Origin of the sequence: Vibrio sp. YYF0003, assembly GCF_036350715.1 — a bacterium.
GTDB classification, from domain to species: domain Bacteria; phylum Pseudomonadota; class Gammaproteobacteria; order Enterobacterales; family Vibrionaceae; genus Vibrio; species Vibrio natriegens.
Genome location: NZ_JAZDWA010000003.1, coordinates 256,117 through 271,355, shown reverse-complemented (window position 1 = coordinate 271,355; position 15,239 = coordinate 256,117). Strand labels below are relative to the sequence as shown.

The following is a 15,239-nucleotide window of genomic DNA, read 5'->3' as shown; positions in this document are numbered from 1 at the left end:
GAGTGGTTATGCAGCATTTAGTCTTTGTATACGGAACGTTACGCAAAGGAGAGTACAACCATCACTACTTGAGCTCGGGGCAATTTCTGGGGCTACATGAAAGTGATGCTCAATATACTCTGTATGATTTAGGTCCATACCCTGGGGTGTCGAAAGGTCACCAAACCATACAAGGTGAAGTCTATCTGATTGATGACGATACGCTAACGGCGCTGGATAAACTGGAGGATGTTCCGGTAGAGTACCGACGTGAGAGCATTAGCACACCGTTTGGTCAGGCTTGGATTTACATTTATCAGGATACCGAGCAGCTGACGGAAGAGATCGCATCCGGAGATTGGTGCCAAAGAGTATAGGTCGGCCGAGTGTCACTGCTGAGTCTTATCATGGCTACGACGTTAGTCGCATACTATGTTGGCGTACAAATCGACTGAAGCTTATGTGACGTTCAGGCATAAAAAAGAGCTGCGTATTTGCAGCTCTTTTTTCATTCTGGTCGCATTTATTTGTTTTGTGCGCGATCGTAAGATTCTAGGATTTCAGCTTTTGCGGCTTCCACGTCTGCCCAGCCATCAACCTTCACCCATTTACCGGATTCCAGTTCTTTGTAACGCTCAAAGAAATGCGTAATTTGCGCTTTCAGTAGCTCTGGGATGTCACCGACGTCTTGAATGTGCTCGTACTCTTTAGAGATTTTAGAGTGAGGAACCGCGACAACTTTAGCATCTTCACCAGATTCATCAGTCATTTTAAGCACACCAACAGGGCGGCAACGAATCACTGAACCTGGCATCAATGGGTATGGAGTCGGAACAAGTACGTCTACAGGGTCACCATCAAGAGACAGTGTATTGTTCACGTAACCGTAGTTACATGGGTAGAACATTGGTGCAGACATAAAACGGTCAACAAATACAGCACCAGAGTCTTTATCTACTTCGTATTTAATTGGGTCTGCGTTGGCAGGAATTTCGATAACGACATAGATATCTTCAGGCAGAGATTTACCTGCTGGTACATGGTTTAGGCTCATTTGAAACTTCCTTTTCATTGAGGATGAGGGAACCTCATCTTATTACGATTTATTCGCAACTCACTTTAGCGACAAAAACACGGCAGGTAAACACCTGCCGCGTTGGACAAAGGTCTATTCGTCGCGATTCTTCTCAAGGAATTCTTCGACCTTACGTACCATGTTTTTTGAACCGACAAAGAACGGCACACGTTGGTGTAATTCTGTTGGCTTGATGTCCATGATGCGATTCACGCCGTCAGAAGCGATACCACCTGCTTGCTCGATTAGGAATGCCATTGGGTTGCACTCGTAAAGCAGACGCAGTTTACCTTGCGGGTGGCTTTGCGTGCTTGGGTATAGGTAGATACCACCTTTTAGCAAGTTGCGGTGGAAGTCTGCTACTAAAGAGCCGATGTAGCGAGACGTGTATGGACGACCATCTTCAGGTACATTTTCCTGACAGTACTTGATGTACTTCTTCACACCAAGTGGGAAGCGGATGTAGTTACCTTCGTTGATAGAATAGATTTTGCCTTCTTCAGGGATCATCATGTTTTCATGAGAAAGACAGAAGCTGCCGATAGAAGGATCGTACGTGAAGCCATTCACGCCGTTACCTGTTGTGTAAACCAACATGGTTGAAGAGCCGTAAATCACGTAACCAGCCGCAACTTGTTTGTGACCTGGCTGAAGGAAATCTTCTTCTGTTGCTGGCGTACCAATTGGTGATACACGGCGGTAAATTGAAAAAATAGTACCTACAGAAACGTTCACGTCGATATTAGATGAACCATCAAGTGGATCCATTAATACAACGTACTTGGCGTTTTGGTTGAGTTCTTTATTGAATGCAACCGCCTCATCTTCTTCTTCGCTGGCTACGCCACAAACTTGGTCACGAGCTTCAAGTGCCGCTTTAAACTTGTCGTTTGCATAAACGTCTAGCTTTTGCTGAGCTTCACCTTGGACATTCTCTGTGCCAACAGCACCAGTAATATCGCCAAGGCCAGCTGCATTAATTTCGCGGTTAACGATTTTCGCAGCTAAACGAATGGATGCTAAAAGAGATGATAGATCACCGCTAGCGTGGGGGAAATCCGCTTGTTTCTCGACAATGAATTCGCCTAGGGTGCGCAATCCAGACATGGTCAATCCTTACATTTTCATTTATTGGGGGTGTTGCGCAACGGGGCATCTCTTTATGGATGTTAAACGTTTGCGCTAAACGTAATTTTATGTCGAAGATCTTTTTAATGGTAATGAAGTAACCGTCTGAGATCTCAATTTATTTGTCTTGTCACTGACGAGTTCATCATTTAGTTCAGTGACTGTACAGTCCGTGTTCAGGCTTGTCATTTTTTTGAAAGTGACAGTAAGAACAAGGTGAAAGTCTCTCGCTTTTCTGGTGGTTATCGCGATAATGAAAGCATCAAACACGGCATTACAAGGTTAAGTTTATGCACATCCATATCTTGGGTATCTGCGGCACGTTTATGGGTGGCGCGGCAATTTTAGCTCGCCAGCTCGGCCACAAAGTAACGGGCTCTGATGCGAATGTTTACCCTCCGATGAGCACATTACTGGAGTCTCAAGGTATTGAAATTATTGAAGGCTTCGACCCTTCTCAGCTTGATCCTGAACCTGACCTAGTCGTGATTGGCAATGCCATGAGTCGTGGCAACCCATGCGTAGAGCATGTACTCAACAGCAACATGCGTTATACCTCCGGACCGCAGTGGTTGAATGAGTTTTTACTTCACGATCGCTGGGTATTAGCGGTGTCTGGAACGCATGGCAAAACAACCACCTCAAGCATGCTGGCTTGGATACTGGAAGACTGTGGTTACCAACCTGGTTTCCTGGTCGGGGGCGTACTGGGTAACTTTGGTGTTTCTGCTCGACTGGGAGAAAGCATGTTTTTCGTTGTTGAAGCGGATGAATACGACAGTGCTTTTTTCGACAAGCGTTCTAAGTTTGTCCATTACCACCCACGCACGTTAATCATGAACAATCTTGAATTTGATCATGCAGACATCTTCGACGATCTTGAAGCGATTAAGCGTCAATTCCACCATTTGGTACGTACTGTTCCGGGCAATGGTCTTATTTTGTCTCCTAAACAAGATCAGGCACTTGCTGATGTACTTGAGCGCGGTTGTTGGACAGAAAAGCAGTTTTCTGGTGAATATGGCGACTGGCAAGCGCATAAACTGGTCGTCGATGGCTCGAAGTTCGAAGTATCGCTGCAAGGTGAGAAAGTCGGTGTTGTTGAGTGGGACTTAGTGGGCGACCACAACGTGGATAATGCACTGATGGCCATCGCCGCTGCAAGGCACGTCGGGGTGACTCCAGAGTTAGCCTGTCAGGCATTGGGCCGTTTTATCAATACCAAACGCCGCTTAGAGCTTAAAGGTGAAGAGCAAGGTGTGACGGTTTACGACGATTTTGCTCATCATCCTACCGCTATTGAACTAACGGTTGGTGGCCTGCGTAACAAAGTGGGTGACAAACGTATCTTAGCAGTACTGGAACCTCGCTCTGCCACCATGAAGCGTGGTGTGCACAAGAATACGCTGGCGGACTCATTGCACAGTGCCGATGAAGTGTTCTTGTTCCAGCCAGACAATATTGAATGGTCGGTACAGGAAATTGCAGACCAATGCCAGCAACCGGCTTTTGTTGACGCTGATTTGGACCGTTTTGTTGCGAAAATCGTTGAACGTGCAAAGCCTGATGATCAAATTCTGGTTATGAGCAATGGTGGCTTTGGCGGTATTCACGGTAAACTTCTCGAACAATTAAAACAAAAAGCTTAATCCTTATGTCTCACAAAAAACATCAACAAAAAAAAGCCATTACCCTAGCACTTACTGGTGCTTCTGGTGCGCCTTATGGCTTGAGACTTCTGGAATGTTTGGTCGCTGCGGATTATCACGTCTATGTGTTGATATCTTCCGCGGCGAGGGTTGTGATGGCAACCGAGCATGACCTGAAGCTGCCAAGTGGTCCTGAAGCGGCGCAAAAAGCGCTGGTGGAGCACCTGAAGTGTAACCCTGACAACATTATTGTCTGTGGTAAAGATGATTGGTTCTCGCCTGTGGCTTCAGGCTCTGCGGCTCCAAAACAAATGGTGGTTTGTCCGTGTTCGGCAGGCAGCGTCGCGGCGATTGCACACGGTATGTCGGATAACCTGATTGAGCGTGCCGCCGATGTTGTGATGAAAGAGCGTGGCCAGTTGCTTCTGGTAGTGCGTGAAACGCCATTTTCGACCCTGCATCTGGAAAATATGCACAAGCTGTCGCAAATGGGCGTAACCATCATGCCAGCAGCGCCGGGCTTTTATCATCAGCCAAAGACTATCGAAGACTTAATCGACTTTATGGTGGCGCGAATTCTTGACCATCTGGGGATTGAGCAAGGATTGGTCCCGCGCTGGGGATACGACCAACGTTCATAAATAGTTATCTTGCTACGTAGCCTGATCTTCATCTAAGTCCCAAACCCCCTCGCGTAACCTAGCATCGCGAGGGGGTTTGGGTATACAATCCATCCAACTCATCGGGGAGCAACCCCATTTTGTATTGTGTTCATCAATACATAAGGGCGCTGAGACCTAATGGCTTAACCTAGTTAGGCTACGGGGACCCGTAATACCTGAACCAGATAATGCTGGCGTAGGAATTGAGTCTGGATATTAGCAATCCCAAATAGCCACCTCATACCTGTGCCGCTCAACTAATTTCTCTGAAATACACGTGGAGAGCGAGCAGTGAAAACCACTCTAAGCCTAATTGCCCTTGCTGCAATGACAACAACTTCAGCGTTTGCTGCTGAAAACACATTAACCATCTACACCTACGACTCATTCGCTGCGGATTGGGGACCGGGTCCTAAACTCGAACAAGCTTTTGAAGCGAAATGTGGTTGTGACGTAAATTTCGTTGCTCTTGATGATGGCGTATCGATTTTGAACCGTCTTCGCTTAGAAGGCAGTAATAGCAAAGCCGATATTGTTCTGGGTCTGGACAACAATCTGATGGTCGAGGCACAGAAAACGGGTCTGCTTACAGAGCACAAGGTCGATACCTCTAAAACCATTTTACCAACGGGCTGGGACGATAAAACATTCGTGCCTTACGACTATGGTTATTTCGCGTTCGTTTACAACAAAGAAAAATTGGCTAACCCGCCAAAAAGCATGAAAGAGCTGGTGGAAGAGCGTGATGATCTTAAAGTGATTTATCAGGACCCTCGTACTTCAACTCCGGGGCAGGGTTTGATGCTGTGGATGAAGTCAATCTATGGCGACAATGCTACCCAAGCTTGGCAGCAGTTGGCTGGCAAAACCGTTACCGTGACCAAAGGTTGGTCTGAAGCTTATTCCATGTTCCTTAATGGTGAGTCTGACTTAGTGCTTTCTTACACGACATCACCAGCTTACCACCTGATTGCAGAGCAAGACGCTAAGTTTGCTACTGCTGATTTTGCTGAAGGGCATTACATGCAAGTGGAAGTTGCGGCCAAAGTGAAAGACTCGAAGAATGCCGAGTTGGCTGACGAATTCATGAATTTCATTTTGAGTGATGAATTCCAGTCAGCAATGCCAACGGGTAACTGGATGTACCCAGTCACTGACGTTGCCCTTCCAAAAGGCTTTGAAACCTTGAACGTACCAAGTAAGCCACTGAGCTTTAGCGCCGATGAAGTGGCGAAAATGCGTAAGACTTGGATTCGTGAATGGCAAAGCGCCCTGACTTTCTAAGAGTTACCTTTGAATACTGTACCCAAATTAGGCATAGGGGTCGCGATAGTCATCGCGGCCTTTGTTCTTTCTGCGCTGAGTGCTTTGGCTTTTCAGGCTCCGTCTCTGGATGTGCTGCTGATTTGGCATGATCCCTATTATCAGCACGTTACTAAGTTCAGCTTCTATCAGGCTTTTCTATCCACGTTGATTAGTGTGGGTTTGGCGATTCCCGTCGCCCATTCGCTTTCCCGCCGTGAATTTTTCGGTAAGTCATTACTGCTCAAACTGTTCGCTTCCACCTTAGTTCTGCCTGTTTTAGTCGGGGTTTTTGGATTGTTGGCGATATATGGCAACAGCGGTTTGATTGCCCAATGGTTACAAACCTTTGATGCCAAGCTGCCATTTTCTATCTATGGCTTGAACGGTATTTTACTTGCGCATGTGTTCTTTAATCTGCCTTACGCTGCGCGGTTATTGTTGCAAACACTGGAGTCGATTCCTGCTGAGCAACATAAGCTATGTGCTCATCTCGGCATGAGCCATTGGGATAAGTTTCGTTGGGTTGAGTGGCCTCGATTAAGACAACAATTGCCACATGTAAGCGGCCTCGTTTTTATGCTGTGCTTTACCAGTTTTGCCACGGTGATGGCACTGGGAGGCGGGCCTAAATCAACCACCATTGAGTTGGCTATTTACCAAGCGATAAAATTTGACTTTGACCTGCAGGCCGGCGCGCTATTAGCACTGTGGCAAATGTTGTTGTGCGGAGTGATCGCGATAGGCGTTCAGAAGCTGACAAAGCCAGTTTCTATAAGCTCTGGCAGCACATCGGTACAGCAATACTTAACGAAGGATCATGGGTGGTCAAAAGCTTGGGATAGCTTTTGGATCATGGGTGCCTTTTTACTGGTTATCCCACCACTTGCGATGGTGATTCTGAGCGGCATAAATCAACAGGTTGGCTCGGTATTAAATGACGAACGTTTTTGGTCTGCGCTATTCAACTCTTTAAAAGTTGCAGCTATGGCGAGCACTCTTGCAGTGGCTGCTGGCGTTTCCATTTTGCTCACCAGTCGGCGTTGGCGTCTGGAGTATAAAAACTCACGGGCGGATCACATTGAGTTGGTTGGTACCATTATTTTGGTAACGCCGGGTCTGGTGATCAGCACTGGTTTGTTTTTGTTGCTCCGTTCCTTTACCGATGTTTTCAGTCTGGCATTTTTTGTCGTCATACTTGTCAACGGTTTGATGGCGCTGCCGTATGTGATTAAGACGTTAGCACAGCCGATGTTACACATTGAACAGCAATATCAATACGTTTGTGCCAGCTTAGGAATGCGAGGCTGGCAGCGATTTAAAGTTGTGGAATGGCGAGCACTACGTAAACCTTTTGCTCACGCTTTCGCAATCAGCTTTATGTTTGCGATAGGGGACTTAAGTGCGATTGCGTTATTTGGCGGACAAGAATTCAGAACTTTGCCGTTGTATTTATTCCAACTGCTCGGCAGTTATCAGATGGAAGCGGCAGCGGTGGTTTCGGTCACCTTACTCTTGCTTAGTGTTGGCTGCTTTACTCTGATTGAAAAAGTATTAAAAACGAAGGAGAGCGCACAATGTTAGTGTTGGATGATGTGCAATACACCTATCAAAGTGAACTGTTTCGTTTTGATTTAACCATTGAGCGCGGTCAGATTGTCTCGTTGATGGGGCCGAGTGGGGCGGGTAAATCGACATTGTTGGCACTGGTCGCTGGCTTTATCCATCCTGACCAAGGGGATATCCAAGTTGATGGCGAATCCATTGTCGGTAAAGAACCTTATCTGCGTCCATTCTCAATGTTGTTTCAGGAGCATAACTTGTTTGCTCATTTGTCGGTGCGCGACAACATCAGTTTAGGATTGCATCCGGGCTTAAAGCTCACCGCAGACCAAAAGCTTCAGGTTGAGCAAGCCGCGCAGCAGGTTGGTGTTGCAGAGTACCTCGACCGCTTGCCAGAGCATCTCTCTGGTGGTCAACGCCAACGTGTTGCGTTAGCACGTTGTTTTGTCCAGCCTCATCCGGTGTGGCTGTTGGATGAACCTTTCTCTGCGCTCGATCCTGTGCTGCGTGAAGAGATGCTTAGCTTAGTGAAAAGGTTGGCTGCAGAGCGGAGAATTACCGTACTCATGGTGACCCATCATCTCAATGATGCAAAAGCCATAGCAAGTCACTTTGCGTTTGTTGCGGGTGGAAAAATTGAGGCGACAGGTGAGATAGGTCAGCTCTGCGTGACACATTCAAGTGAGGCTTTACAAGCCTTCGTTCGGGCAGCTGGATAAGCTCTATTGGGTTAGAAAAACAAAAGGTTGATGTAAATATCAACCTTTTTCTTTTGTCTCGATCGTTTAGTGACTTTAGCTTTGTGGCTTCACTACCATCACGTTGACGGGAGAATATTCCACCACCTTGCTGGCTACTGAGCCGAGCATCACTTTATTGATTTTCGAACGCTTGTGGCTTGGCATGATGATCAGGTCAATCCCTAAACGCTTAGCGTGTTCAATAATGGTCGTGTACGGCTTACCTTCTGCCACGTGGATACTATAGGTGACGTCTTCCTTGATGTTGTCTTCCGCAAACGTCGTTAACTGCTTTTCGACATCTTGCTTCATCTTTAGGGCAGCATCTTTTGGAAAGTAAGTCGCGACCATCGACATATGGATACCAGGTACAACCGTCAGCAAATGGATGACCGCATTCGCTTGCTTCGCATGCCAAACAGCCAGTTCAACCGCTCGGTCTGAGAAGCCTTGATCATTAAGGTCTACCGGAACAAGAATTTGTTTATACATTCAATTTCTCTCACTCAGCCCCCGGTCTCCCGGGGGGAATCGTTTAGGCGCTCAGTTGTTCTTTGCGCATACGACGTTTCTGGTTCATCGCTAGTGCCAGCAGAATCAATAAGCAAGGCACAAACACCCACTCTTTCATTGGGCGATCAGCGTCTTGAACGACCGATTTGATCTCCCAGTCAAAATCGATACCAGAGGATTCAGCAGGGCTACCAAATTCCACCATATCAACGATCATTTTGCCGTCATTTTCGACCAGCATCAGACCCATTGATGAGATACGTTCTTCTGCGGTTGTTGCATTGTCGTCAAACGGCAGCAGTACAGTTTTTTCAACGTTCTCACCTTCTAGGTTTTGTCCGGCGACACGCAGCTCGATTGATTGTCCCACACTTAGTCCCTCGACAATTTGAGCCACTTCAACCCCTGGGGAAAGCACTTTGGCAGGGAACATCATGTCCCACCAGAATCCCGGACGGAAGAAGGAAAATGTCAGTACCAATAATAGGACGGTTTCCCACCATTTATTGCGAGTAAACCACCAACCTTGAGTAGCGGCGGAAAATATCAGCATCGCAATAATGGAGGAGATGATGGTCAGGGCTAAATGCCACCATGTGTCGATACCCATCAATAGCAGTTGGGTATTGAAGACGAACATGAATGGTAAAATGGCGGTACGGATATCATAGGTGAAGCCCTGAATACCGGTACGGATCGGATCTGATTTCGCAATGGCTGCAGCAGCAAAGGCGGCTAAACCCACTGGCGGCGTATCGTCGGCCAAAATACCGAAATAGAACACGAACAGGTGAACGGCAATCAGTGGGATGATAAGCCCATGTGCCGCGCCAAGCGTGACAATTACTGGAGCCATCAGCGTCGATACGACGATGTAGTTTGCCGTGGTAGGAAGGCCCATACCTAATACCAAGCTGATCACTGCGGTGAACAGCAGCATTAAGAACACACTACCACCAGAGATGAACTCAACAAAGTCAGTCATGACCAGACCGATACCAGTCAGTGTTACCACACCTACCACCGTACCAGCAGCGGCTGTCGCCACACCGATACCAATCATGTTACGCGCACCAGAAACCAAACTTTCCAGAAGATCAATAAAGCCTTCTTTCGTCTGTTCTCCAATACCGCCTTGTTTAGATAGCAAGGCAATTAGCGGGCGTTGCGTTAACAGGATGAAAATCATGAACACGGTCGCCCAGAATGCAGATAAACCTGGAGAGAATCGCTCGACGGTTAAACACCAAACCAGAACCACAATTGGCAGTAAGAAATGAAGCCCCGATTTTACTGTTGGTCCCGGTTCAGGTACTTCAGTCAGCTCTTCATCGATATTGATCGCGCCATCTTTGGTGTGATTCGCCGATACTTTAACTAAAGCAACATAAGCAATAAGGAGAGCAACCATCACGATAGGTGTTGCAGCCTCACCAAAGACATCTTTCGTCCAGCCGACGCCGTAGTAAACCAGCGCACTGATGACACAAAGCCCTAAAATGGTTCCGGTGAACGACAACATGCTTTGCAGCATGGTTGGGTTATGACGACGAGGTAAACCTGTCATTCCTGCTTTACATGCTTCAAGGTGAACGATGTAAATCAATGCGATATACGAGATAAGCGCTGGCAGGATTGCCGCTTTGATAACTTCAACGTACGAGATCCCAACGTATTCCACCATCAAAAATGCAGCGGCACCCATGATAGGAGGCGTCAACTGACCGTTAGTAGATGCTGCTACTTCTACCGCACCTGCTTTGGTTCCCGGGAAACCAACGCGCTTCATCAAAGGAATCGTAAAGGTACCGGTCGTTACTACGTTCGCAATCGAAGAGCCTGATACAAGGCCTGAAAGACCTGAAGCCACAACGGCTGCTTTTGCCGGACCACCTCTCATATGCCCTAATAGTGAGAAGGCCACTTTAATGAAGTAAGCACCAGCGCCAGCTCGTTCTAACATCGCACCAAAGAGTACGAACAAGAATACGAAGGAAGTCGAAACGCCCAGAGCAACACCAAATACACCTTCAGTTGTTAACCATAAATGAGACATCGCTTTATTCAAGCTCGCGCCTTTATGGGCAATGACGTCTGGCATGTATGGGCCGGCGAAGGTGTAGGTAAGGAATACCGCAGCGACAAGCATCAGTGGTGGACCAAGTGCACGTCGTGTTGCTTCCAGAAGAAGCACCATACCAATCACGGCGACAACAATATCGGGCGTGGTTGGCGCGCCTGAACGTCCGGCGAGTTCCGTATAAAAGAGATAGATATAAGACGCTGAAAAGCTACCAGCAAGCGCAAGAATCCAGTCTACAGCCGGAATATGATCGCGTGGGGAATTTTTCATTGCAGGATAAGCAGTGAAAGCCAGAAAGATCGCAAATGTTAAGTGAATCGCACGAGCTTCAGTGTCATTAAGTACGCCAAAATTAAAAATAAATGGTAATGGTGATGCATACCATAACTGAAATAGTGACCAACACAGTGGGACAAACCAGAGGATTCGTCCTTGTATGCCAGATGGGCTACGTGCCCCTGTGTCTGCCTGAGCCACCATATCTTGCACATCTTGTGACGGGGCTTTGTTCGTCGCCATGTACTTTTTCCTTATTATTGATGGTTCTGCCTGTTTTATATGTCGAAAACTCACTTCGCCTCTATCAGTGTAGTGAACTGAGCGAAGTTTGCAGTCGAGTATTCCGCTGCCTGAAATTTAAATGAGGCTCGTTAGAAGCTCTGAATTGGCGGCGTTAAAGTGTTTTCTTGGCATGAGTGTGAGGTTTTAGAAAAACCGACGAATTTACCCAGATGATTTCTAGATGCGGGGTTTATCGCTGTCTTCATGGAGAAATGAATCAGCGGCAAAACTGACAAATGTCGGGTGACTTACCATGACTTTGGAATGTTGCAGGCTCTCAAAAACCAGAACAAGTCAGTCACATTAAGTTTGGCATCCAGAAGCACCTAAGGTAATAAACAAAGTATGCTGGCGATCCTGCGACAACCAGCATACTAAATCAGGCAGAAACTACTTGTTCCTGCCTTGCTTTTGAGTCCGTGGTGCTTACTTTAGCAGTCCCACTTCTTTGTAGTACTTAGCCGCGCCTGGATGAAGAGGAATTGAAAGACCTGCTTTCACCATGTCTTCTTTTTTCAGGTTCGCGAAAGCTGGGTGCAGGCGTTTGAATGTGTCGAAGTTTTCAAATACTGCTTTTGCAACATTGTATGCCACTTCATCAGAAACGTCTGTTGAAGTAACCATTGTTGCAGCTACACCAAAGCTCTTAACGTCTTGATCCGTACCACGATACATGCCGGCAGGTACTGTGCTGTACGCGTAGTAAGGGGTACTTGAAACGATCTTGTCGATCTCAGGACCAGTCGCTGGAACTAGCTTCGCATCACATGACGTGGTTGCTTCTTTGATTGAGCCATTTGGGTGACCAACCATGTAAATAAATGCGTCGATTTTGTTGTCACAAAGTGCTTGAGAACGCTCAGAACCTTTAAGCTCTGAAGCTAACTGGAAGCTATCTAGGGTCCAGCCCATCGCGTCCATCACTACACCCATTGTTGCACGGTCACCAGAACCTGGGTTACCGATGTTGACGCGTTTACCTTTCAGGTCTTTAACGTTTTCGATGCCAGAGTCTGATCGAGCAATGATGTTGAAAGGTTCGGTATGCAGAGAGAACATTGCGCGTAGCTTATTGTACGGGCCTTGTGCAGCAAACTCACTCGTACCGTTGTAGCCATGGTACTGCCAATCCGACTGAACGATACCGAAGTCTAATTCGCCAGCACGGATAGTGTTAACGTTGTAAATAGAACCACCAGTCGACTCAACCGAACAACGAATGTTGTGATCTTTACGACCTTTGTTGACCAATTTACAGATAGCACCGCCAGTAGGATAGTAAACACCTGTCACCGAGCCCGTACCGATAGTAATAAACTCTTGAGCGTTAACTGCGCCTGCACCCATAACGGCTGCAGCGATAGCGCCTACTTTGAGTAGTTTGTTAAATGCCATGAAATTCCCTTCCTTATATTTCATTATTTACCCGGAAATAACCATCAATCACTTCTGGAGTTTCCTGTTTGGAAACGGCATCTTTTCCAATCCAATTGTTTGAAAAAGCGAACAAATCATAACAAAAAATTGGCAGAAAATTATCCGACTGTTAAAAGTTATAGCGAATAAACCTGAAGATTGCGTTAATAGCCAGTGATTAAGTTGTTATTTTATTTCTTTTATAACAGTAGTTTACGATTGAATGAGGGGAAAGGAAGGAAAAATTAATAGCGTGATATATATCACAAAAAAATGATTAAAAAATAACCTTAAAACGCGATAGGGGAAGGAAGTTGTGAGCTACAGAATAGGATTTATCTTATAGCTCACAATCAGTTAGGTGACTTCAACCTACAGTTGTTAGCCAGTGTATTCGAACAGTTCACACACGGATTTGAACAACTGCTCTGTCGATACTGGCAACGTCGGAGTGATAAAGATAGTGTCATCACCAGCGACAACACCCAAGATGCCTTCAGATTTGCCAAGAGAGTCCAGCATACGAGCGATAAGTTGCGCAGCGCCAGGACCAGTATGGATAACAACTAACGCGGCATTGTGGTCGATATCCAACACGAGTTCACGCAAAGAACTGCTTGTCGTTGGGACACCCAGTTCTGCAGGAAGACAGTAAACCATTTCCATTTTTGCATTACGGGTACGAACAGCACCAAACTTAGTCAGCATGCGAGACACTTTAGATTGGTTAATACTTTCAAAACCTTGCAGTTTTAGAGCATCAACAATCTCGCCCTGTGAGCCAAAGCTTTCTTCCTTTAACAGGGCTTTAAAAGCTCGAACTAGGTTATCTTGTTTTTCAGTATTGCGCATAGTCATTATGATTCTCTTAATTACGGATCAGCAATTTTGCATATTCTCGCATATATATTCAGACAGTTCCAAAAAGTCCCGAGATAATGCTAGTTACATCACTGTAAATTATAAACAGAATGACATTCCATTTAACGGTGAATCATACATCTGTTTTATTTCCCGTAATCTATTGTCATTTCAAATGAATAAAAGAATAATCCAACCGTTTGTGTAGCACGAAAATGCGGATTTGCGCGAGGTCGCAAAGCTGGCGTTAATTGATTGTAATCAAGTTGTGATTCCTATAGCTTTACTTGGTTGGTTAAAAACTACCCTACAAATACATTTATAAAAAAATACTCTCAAGGAGAACTACATGAAAGTAGCCGTTATTGGTGCCGCTGGCGGTATCGGTCAAGCCCTTGCCCTTTTACTAAAGAACCGTCTTCCTGCTGGTTCTGATTTAGCCCTATATGATATTGCCCCTGTAACTCCAGGTGTTGCCGCTGATCTTAGCCACATCCCAACACCAGTATCGATCAAAGGATACGCAGGTGAGGATCCAACACCTGCACTGGAAGGCGCAGATGTGGTTCTAATTTCTGCTGGTGTTGCACGTAAGCCAGGTATGGATCGTGCGGATCTATTTAACGTTAATGCTGGTATCGTTAAGGCATTGGCTGAGAAAATTGCTGTAGTTTGTCCGAAAGCATGTGTTGGTATCATCACTAACCCTGTGAATACTACTGTGCCAATCGCTGCAGAAGTACTTAAAAAAGCTGGCGTTTATGACAAGCGCAGACTATTCGGTGTAACTACACTTGACGTTATTCGTTCAGAAACCTTCGTTGCTGAGCTGAAAGACAAAGATCCAAGTGATGTTCGTGTACCAGTTATCGGTGGTCATTCAGGTGTGACTATTCTTCCTCTGCTTTCTCAAGTAGAAGGCGTTGAGTTTACTGCTGAAGAAGTTGAAGCACTGACTAAGCGTATCCAAAACGCGGGTACTGAAGTCGTTGAAGCGAAAGCGGGTGGCGGTAGTGCAACTCTATCTATGGGCCAAGCAGCGTGTCGCTTTGGTCTGTCTCTAGTACGTGCTCTTCAAGGTGAAGAAGGCGTTGTTGAGTGTGCTTACGTTGAAGGTGACGGTGAGCACGCACCATACTTTGCTCAGCCAGTGAAGCTAGGTAAAGAAGGTGTTGAGGAAGTACTAAGCTACGGTGCACTAAGCGACTACGAAAAGTCTGCTCTAGACAACATGCTAGAAACGCTAAATGGTGATATCAACATCGGTGTTGAGTTCGCGAAATAATTTTAAGCGTTTATACGTTTACAAAAAGCCGATCTTAGGGTCGGCTTTTTTGATCCCTTTATTCTGTCTGACGTAAAAGGTGTAACGCCAACAATGTCAATCAGGAGTAGGGTATGGAAGCAAGTCGAATCCGTAAAGGCATGGTTGTAGAGTGCCAACAAGGTGTCGGTACGATTCTTGTCGTTGATCGTGAAGCAGAAACCGTTTTACTGGCTAAACAGGGAACTGACCAGCAAATTGCAGTCACGTTTGACGAGATAGAAGATGACCCGCAGCTACACGGAGGGAGCGACCGTTATTATTAGTTGAGCAAACAACACTGGAACGAGAAAAGGAAGAGCGTGCTCTTCCTTTTTATTTTCAGCCTTAAACCACCAACGTTGGTCGGTGGTTATAATTGATCGCCTTGCTGGTCCAGTTAG

The 15,239-nt window shown here is 46.2% G+C and carries 14 protein-coding genes; 8 read left to right on the top strand and 6 right to left on the bottom strand.

Features of this window, described 5'->3' with window-relative positions; genetic code table 11:
• The first annotated feature begins 8 nt into the window (after positions 1 to 8).
• Positions 9 to 356, top strand: a complete 348-nt coding sequence (locus V1U08_RS11475) for a gamma-glutamylcyclotransferase family protein (RefSeq protein ID WP_014230696.1) — start codon at positions 9 to 11, stop codon at positions 354 to 356.
• Between the two features lie 146 nt (positions 357 to 502).
• On the opposite strand, the gene ppa is transcribed toward V1U08_RS11475, so the two are convergent.
• Together ppa and fbp are read right to left on the bottom strand one after the other, a co-directional pair.
• Entirely contained in the window at positions 503 to 1,033 is a 531-nt protein-coding gene (ppa, locus tag V1U08_RS11470; protein WP_014230697.1) for an inorganic diphosphatase, read from the bottom strand.
• Between the two features lie 114 nt (positions 1,034 to 1,147).
• Entirely contained in the window at positions 1,148 to 2,161 is a 1,014-nt protein-coding gene (fbp, locus tag V1U08_RS11465; protein ID WP_020335825.1) for a class 1 fructose-bisphosphatase, read from the bottom strand.
• Between the two features lie 311 nt (positions 2,162 to 2,472).
• Here fbp and mpl point away from each other — a divergent pair, with 311 nt between their 5' ends.
• From mpl to thiQ, 5 genes are all read left to right on the top strand, one after another.
• Positions 2,473 to 3,831, top strand: a complete 1,359-nt coding sequence (mpl, locus tag V1U08_RS11460) for a UDP-N-acetylmuramate:L-alanyl-gamma-D-glutamyl-meso-diaminopimelate ligase (RefSeq protein WP_330470623.1) — start codon at positions 2,473 to 2,475, stop codon at positions 3,829 to 3,831.
• Positions 3,832 to 3,836: 5 nt separating this feature from the next.
• The gene (locus tag V1U08_RS11455) at positions 3,837 to 4,472 is read left to right on the top strand and encodes a flavin prenyltransferase UbiX (RefSeq protein WP_330470622.1); all 636 of its coding nucleotides are present in this window, start codon (positions 3,837 to 3,839) and stop codon (positions 4,470 to 4,472) included.
• 312 nt (positions 4,473 to 4,784) lie between these two features.
• Positions 4,785 to 5,777: a thiamine ABC transporter substrate binding subunit gene (gene thiB, locus V1U08_RS11450; protein ID WP_330470621.1), complete on the top strand. Its 993-nt coding sequence runs from the start codon at positions 4,785 to 4,787 to the stop codon at positions 5,775 to 5,777.
• A gap of 9 nt (positions 5,778 to 5,786) precedes the next feature.
• The gene (thiP, locus tag V1U08_RS11445; RefSeq protein WP_330470620.1) at positions 5,787 to 7,379 is read left to right on the top strand and encodes a thiamine/thiamine pyrophosphate ABC transporter permease ThiP; all 1,593 of its coding nucleotides are present in this window, start codon (positions 5,787 to 5,789) and stop codon (positions 7,377 to 7,379) included.
• Positions 7,373 to 8,077 (top strand): thiamine ABC transporter ATP-binding protein, encoded by a 705-nt coding sequence (gene thiQ / locus V1U08_RS11440; RefSeq protein ID WP_330470619.1) that lies wholly within the window; start codon positions 7,373 to 7,375, stop codon positions 8,075 to 8,077. The genes thiP and thiQ overlap by 7 nt, the downstream gene beginning before the upstream one ends.
• Positions 8,078 to 8,152: 75 nt before the next feature.
• Here thiQ and V1U08_RS11435 read toward each other — a convergent pair whose 3' ends face one another.
• The 4 genes from V1U08_RS11435 to argR all read right to left on the bottom strand — a co-directional run bounded on the left by V1U08_RS11435 (position 8,153) and on the right by argR (position 13,523).
• Positions 8,153 to 8,590: a universal stress protein gene (locus tag V1U08_RS11435; RefSeq protein ID WP_014230704.1), complete on the bottom strand. Its 438-nt coding sequence runs from the start codon at positions 8,588 to 8,590 to the stop codon at positions 8,153 to 8,155.
• A 43-nt stretch (positions 8,591 to 8,633) separates the two neighbouring features.
• The gene (locus tag V1U08_RS11430) at positions 8,634 to 11,213 is read right to left on the bottom strand and encodes a TRAP transporter permease (RefSeq protein WP_020335831.1); all 2,580 of its coding nucleotides are present in this window, start codon (positions 11,211 to 11,213) and stop codon (positions 8,634 to 8,636) included.
• A gap of 468 nt (positions 11,214 to 11,681) precedes the next feature.
• Complete coding sequence (locus V1U08_RS11425; RefSeq protein WP_014230706.1) at positions 11,682 to 12,650, bottom strand: TAXI family TRAP transporter solute-binding subunit; 969 nt, start codon at positions 12,648 to 12,650, stop codon at positions 11,682 to 11,684.
• A 402-nt stretch (positions 12,651 to 13,052) separates the two neighbouring features.
• A complete protein-coding gene (gene argR, locus V1U08_RS11420) occupies positions 13,053 to 13,523 on the bottom strand; it encodes a transcriptional regulator ArgR (RefSeq protein WP_014230707.1) in 471 nt (156 codons plus the stop codon).
• A gap of 358 nt (positions 13,524 to 13,881) precedes the next feature.
• Here argR and mdh point away from each other — a divergent pair, with 358 nt between their 5' ends.
• Both mdh and V1U08_RS11410 read left to right on the top strand, forming a co-directional pair.
• Positions 13,882 to 14,817: a malate dehydrogenase gene (gene mdh, locus V1U08_RS11415; RefSeq protein WP_014230708.1), complete on the top strand. Its 936-nt coding sequence runs from the start codon at positions 13,882 to 13,884 to the stop codon at positions 14,815 to 14,817.
• Between the two features lie 113 nt (positions 14,818 to 14,930).
• Positions 14,931 to 15,122, top strand: a complete 192-nt coding sequence (locus V1U08_RS11410; protein ID WP_014230709.1) for a hypothetical protein — start codon at positions 14,931 to 14,933, stop codon at positions 15,120 to 15,122.
• The last annotated feature ends 117 nt before the right edge of the window (positions 15,123 to 15,239 follow it).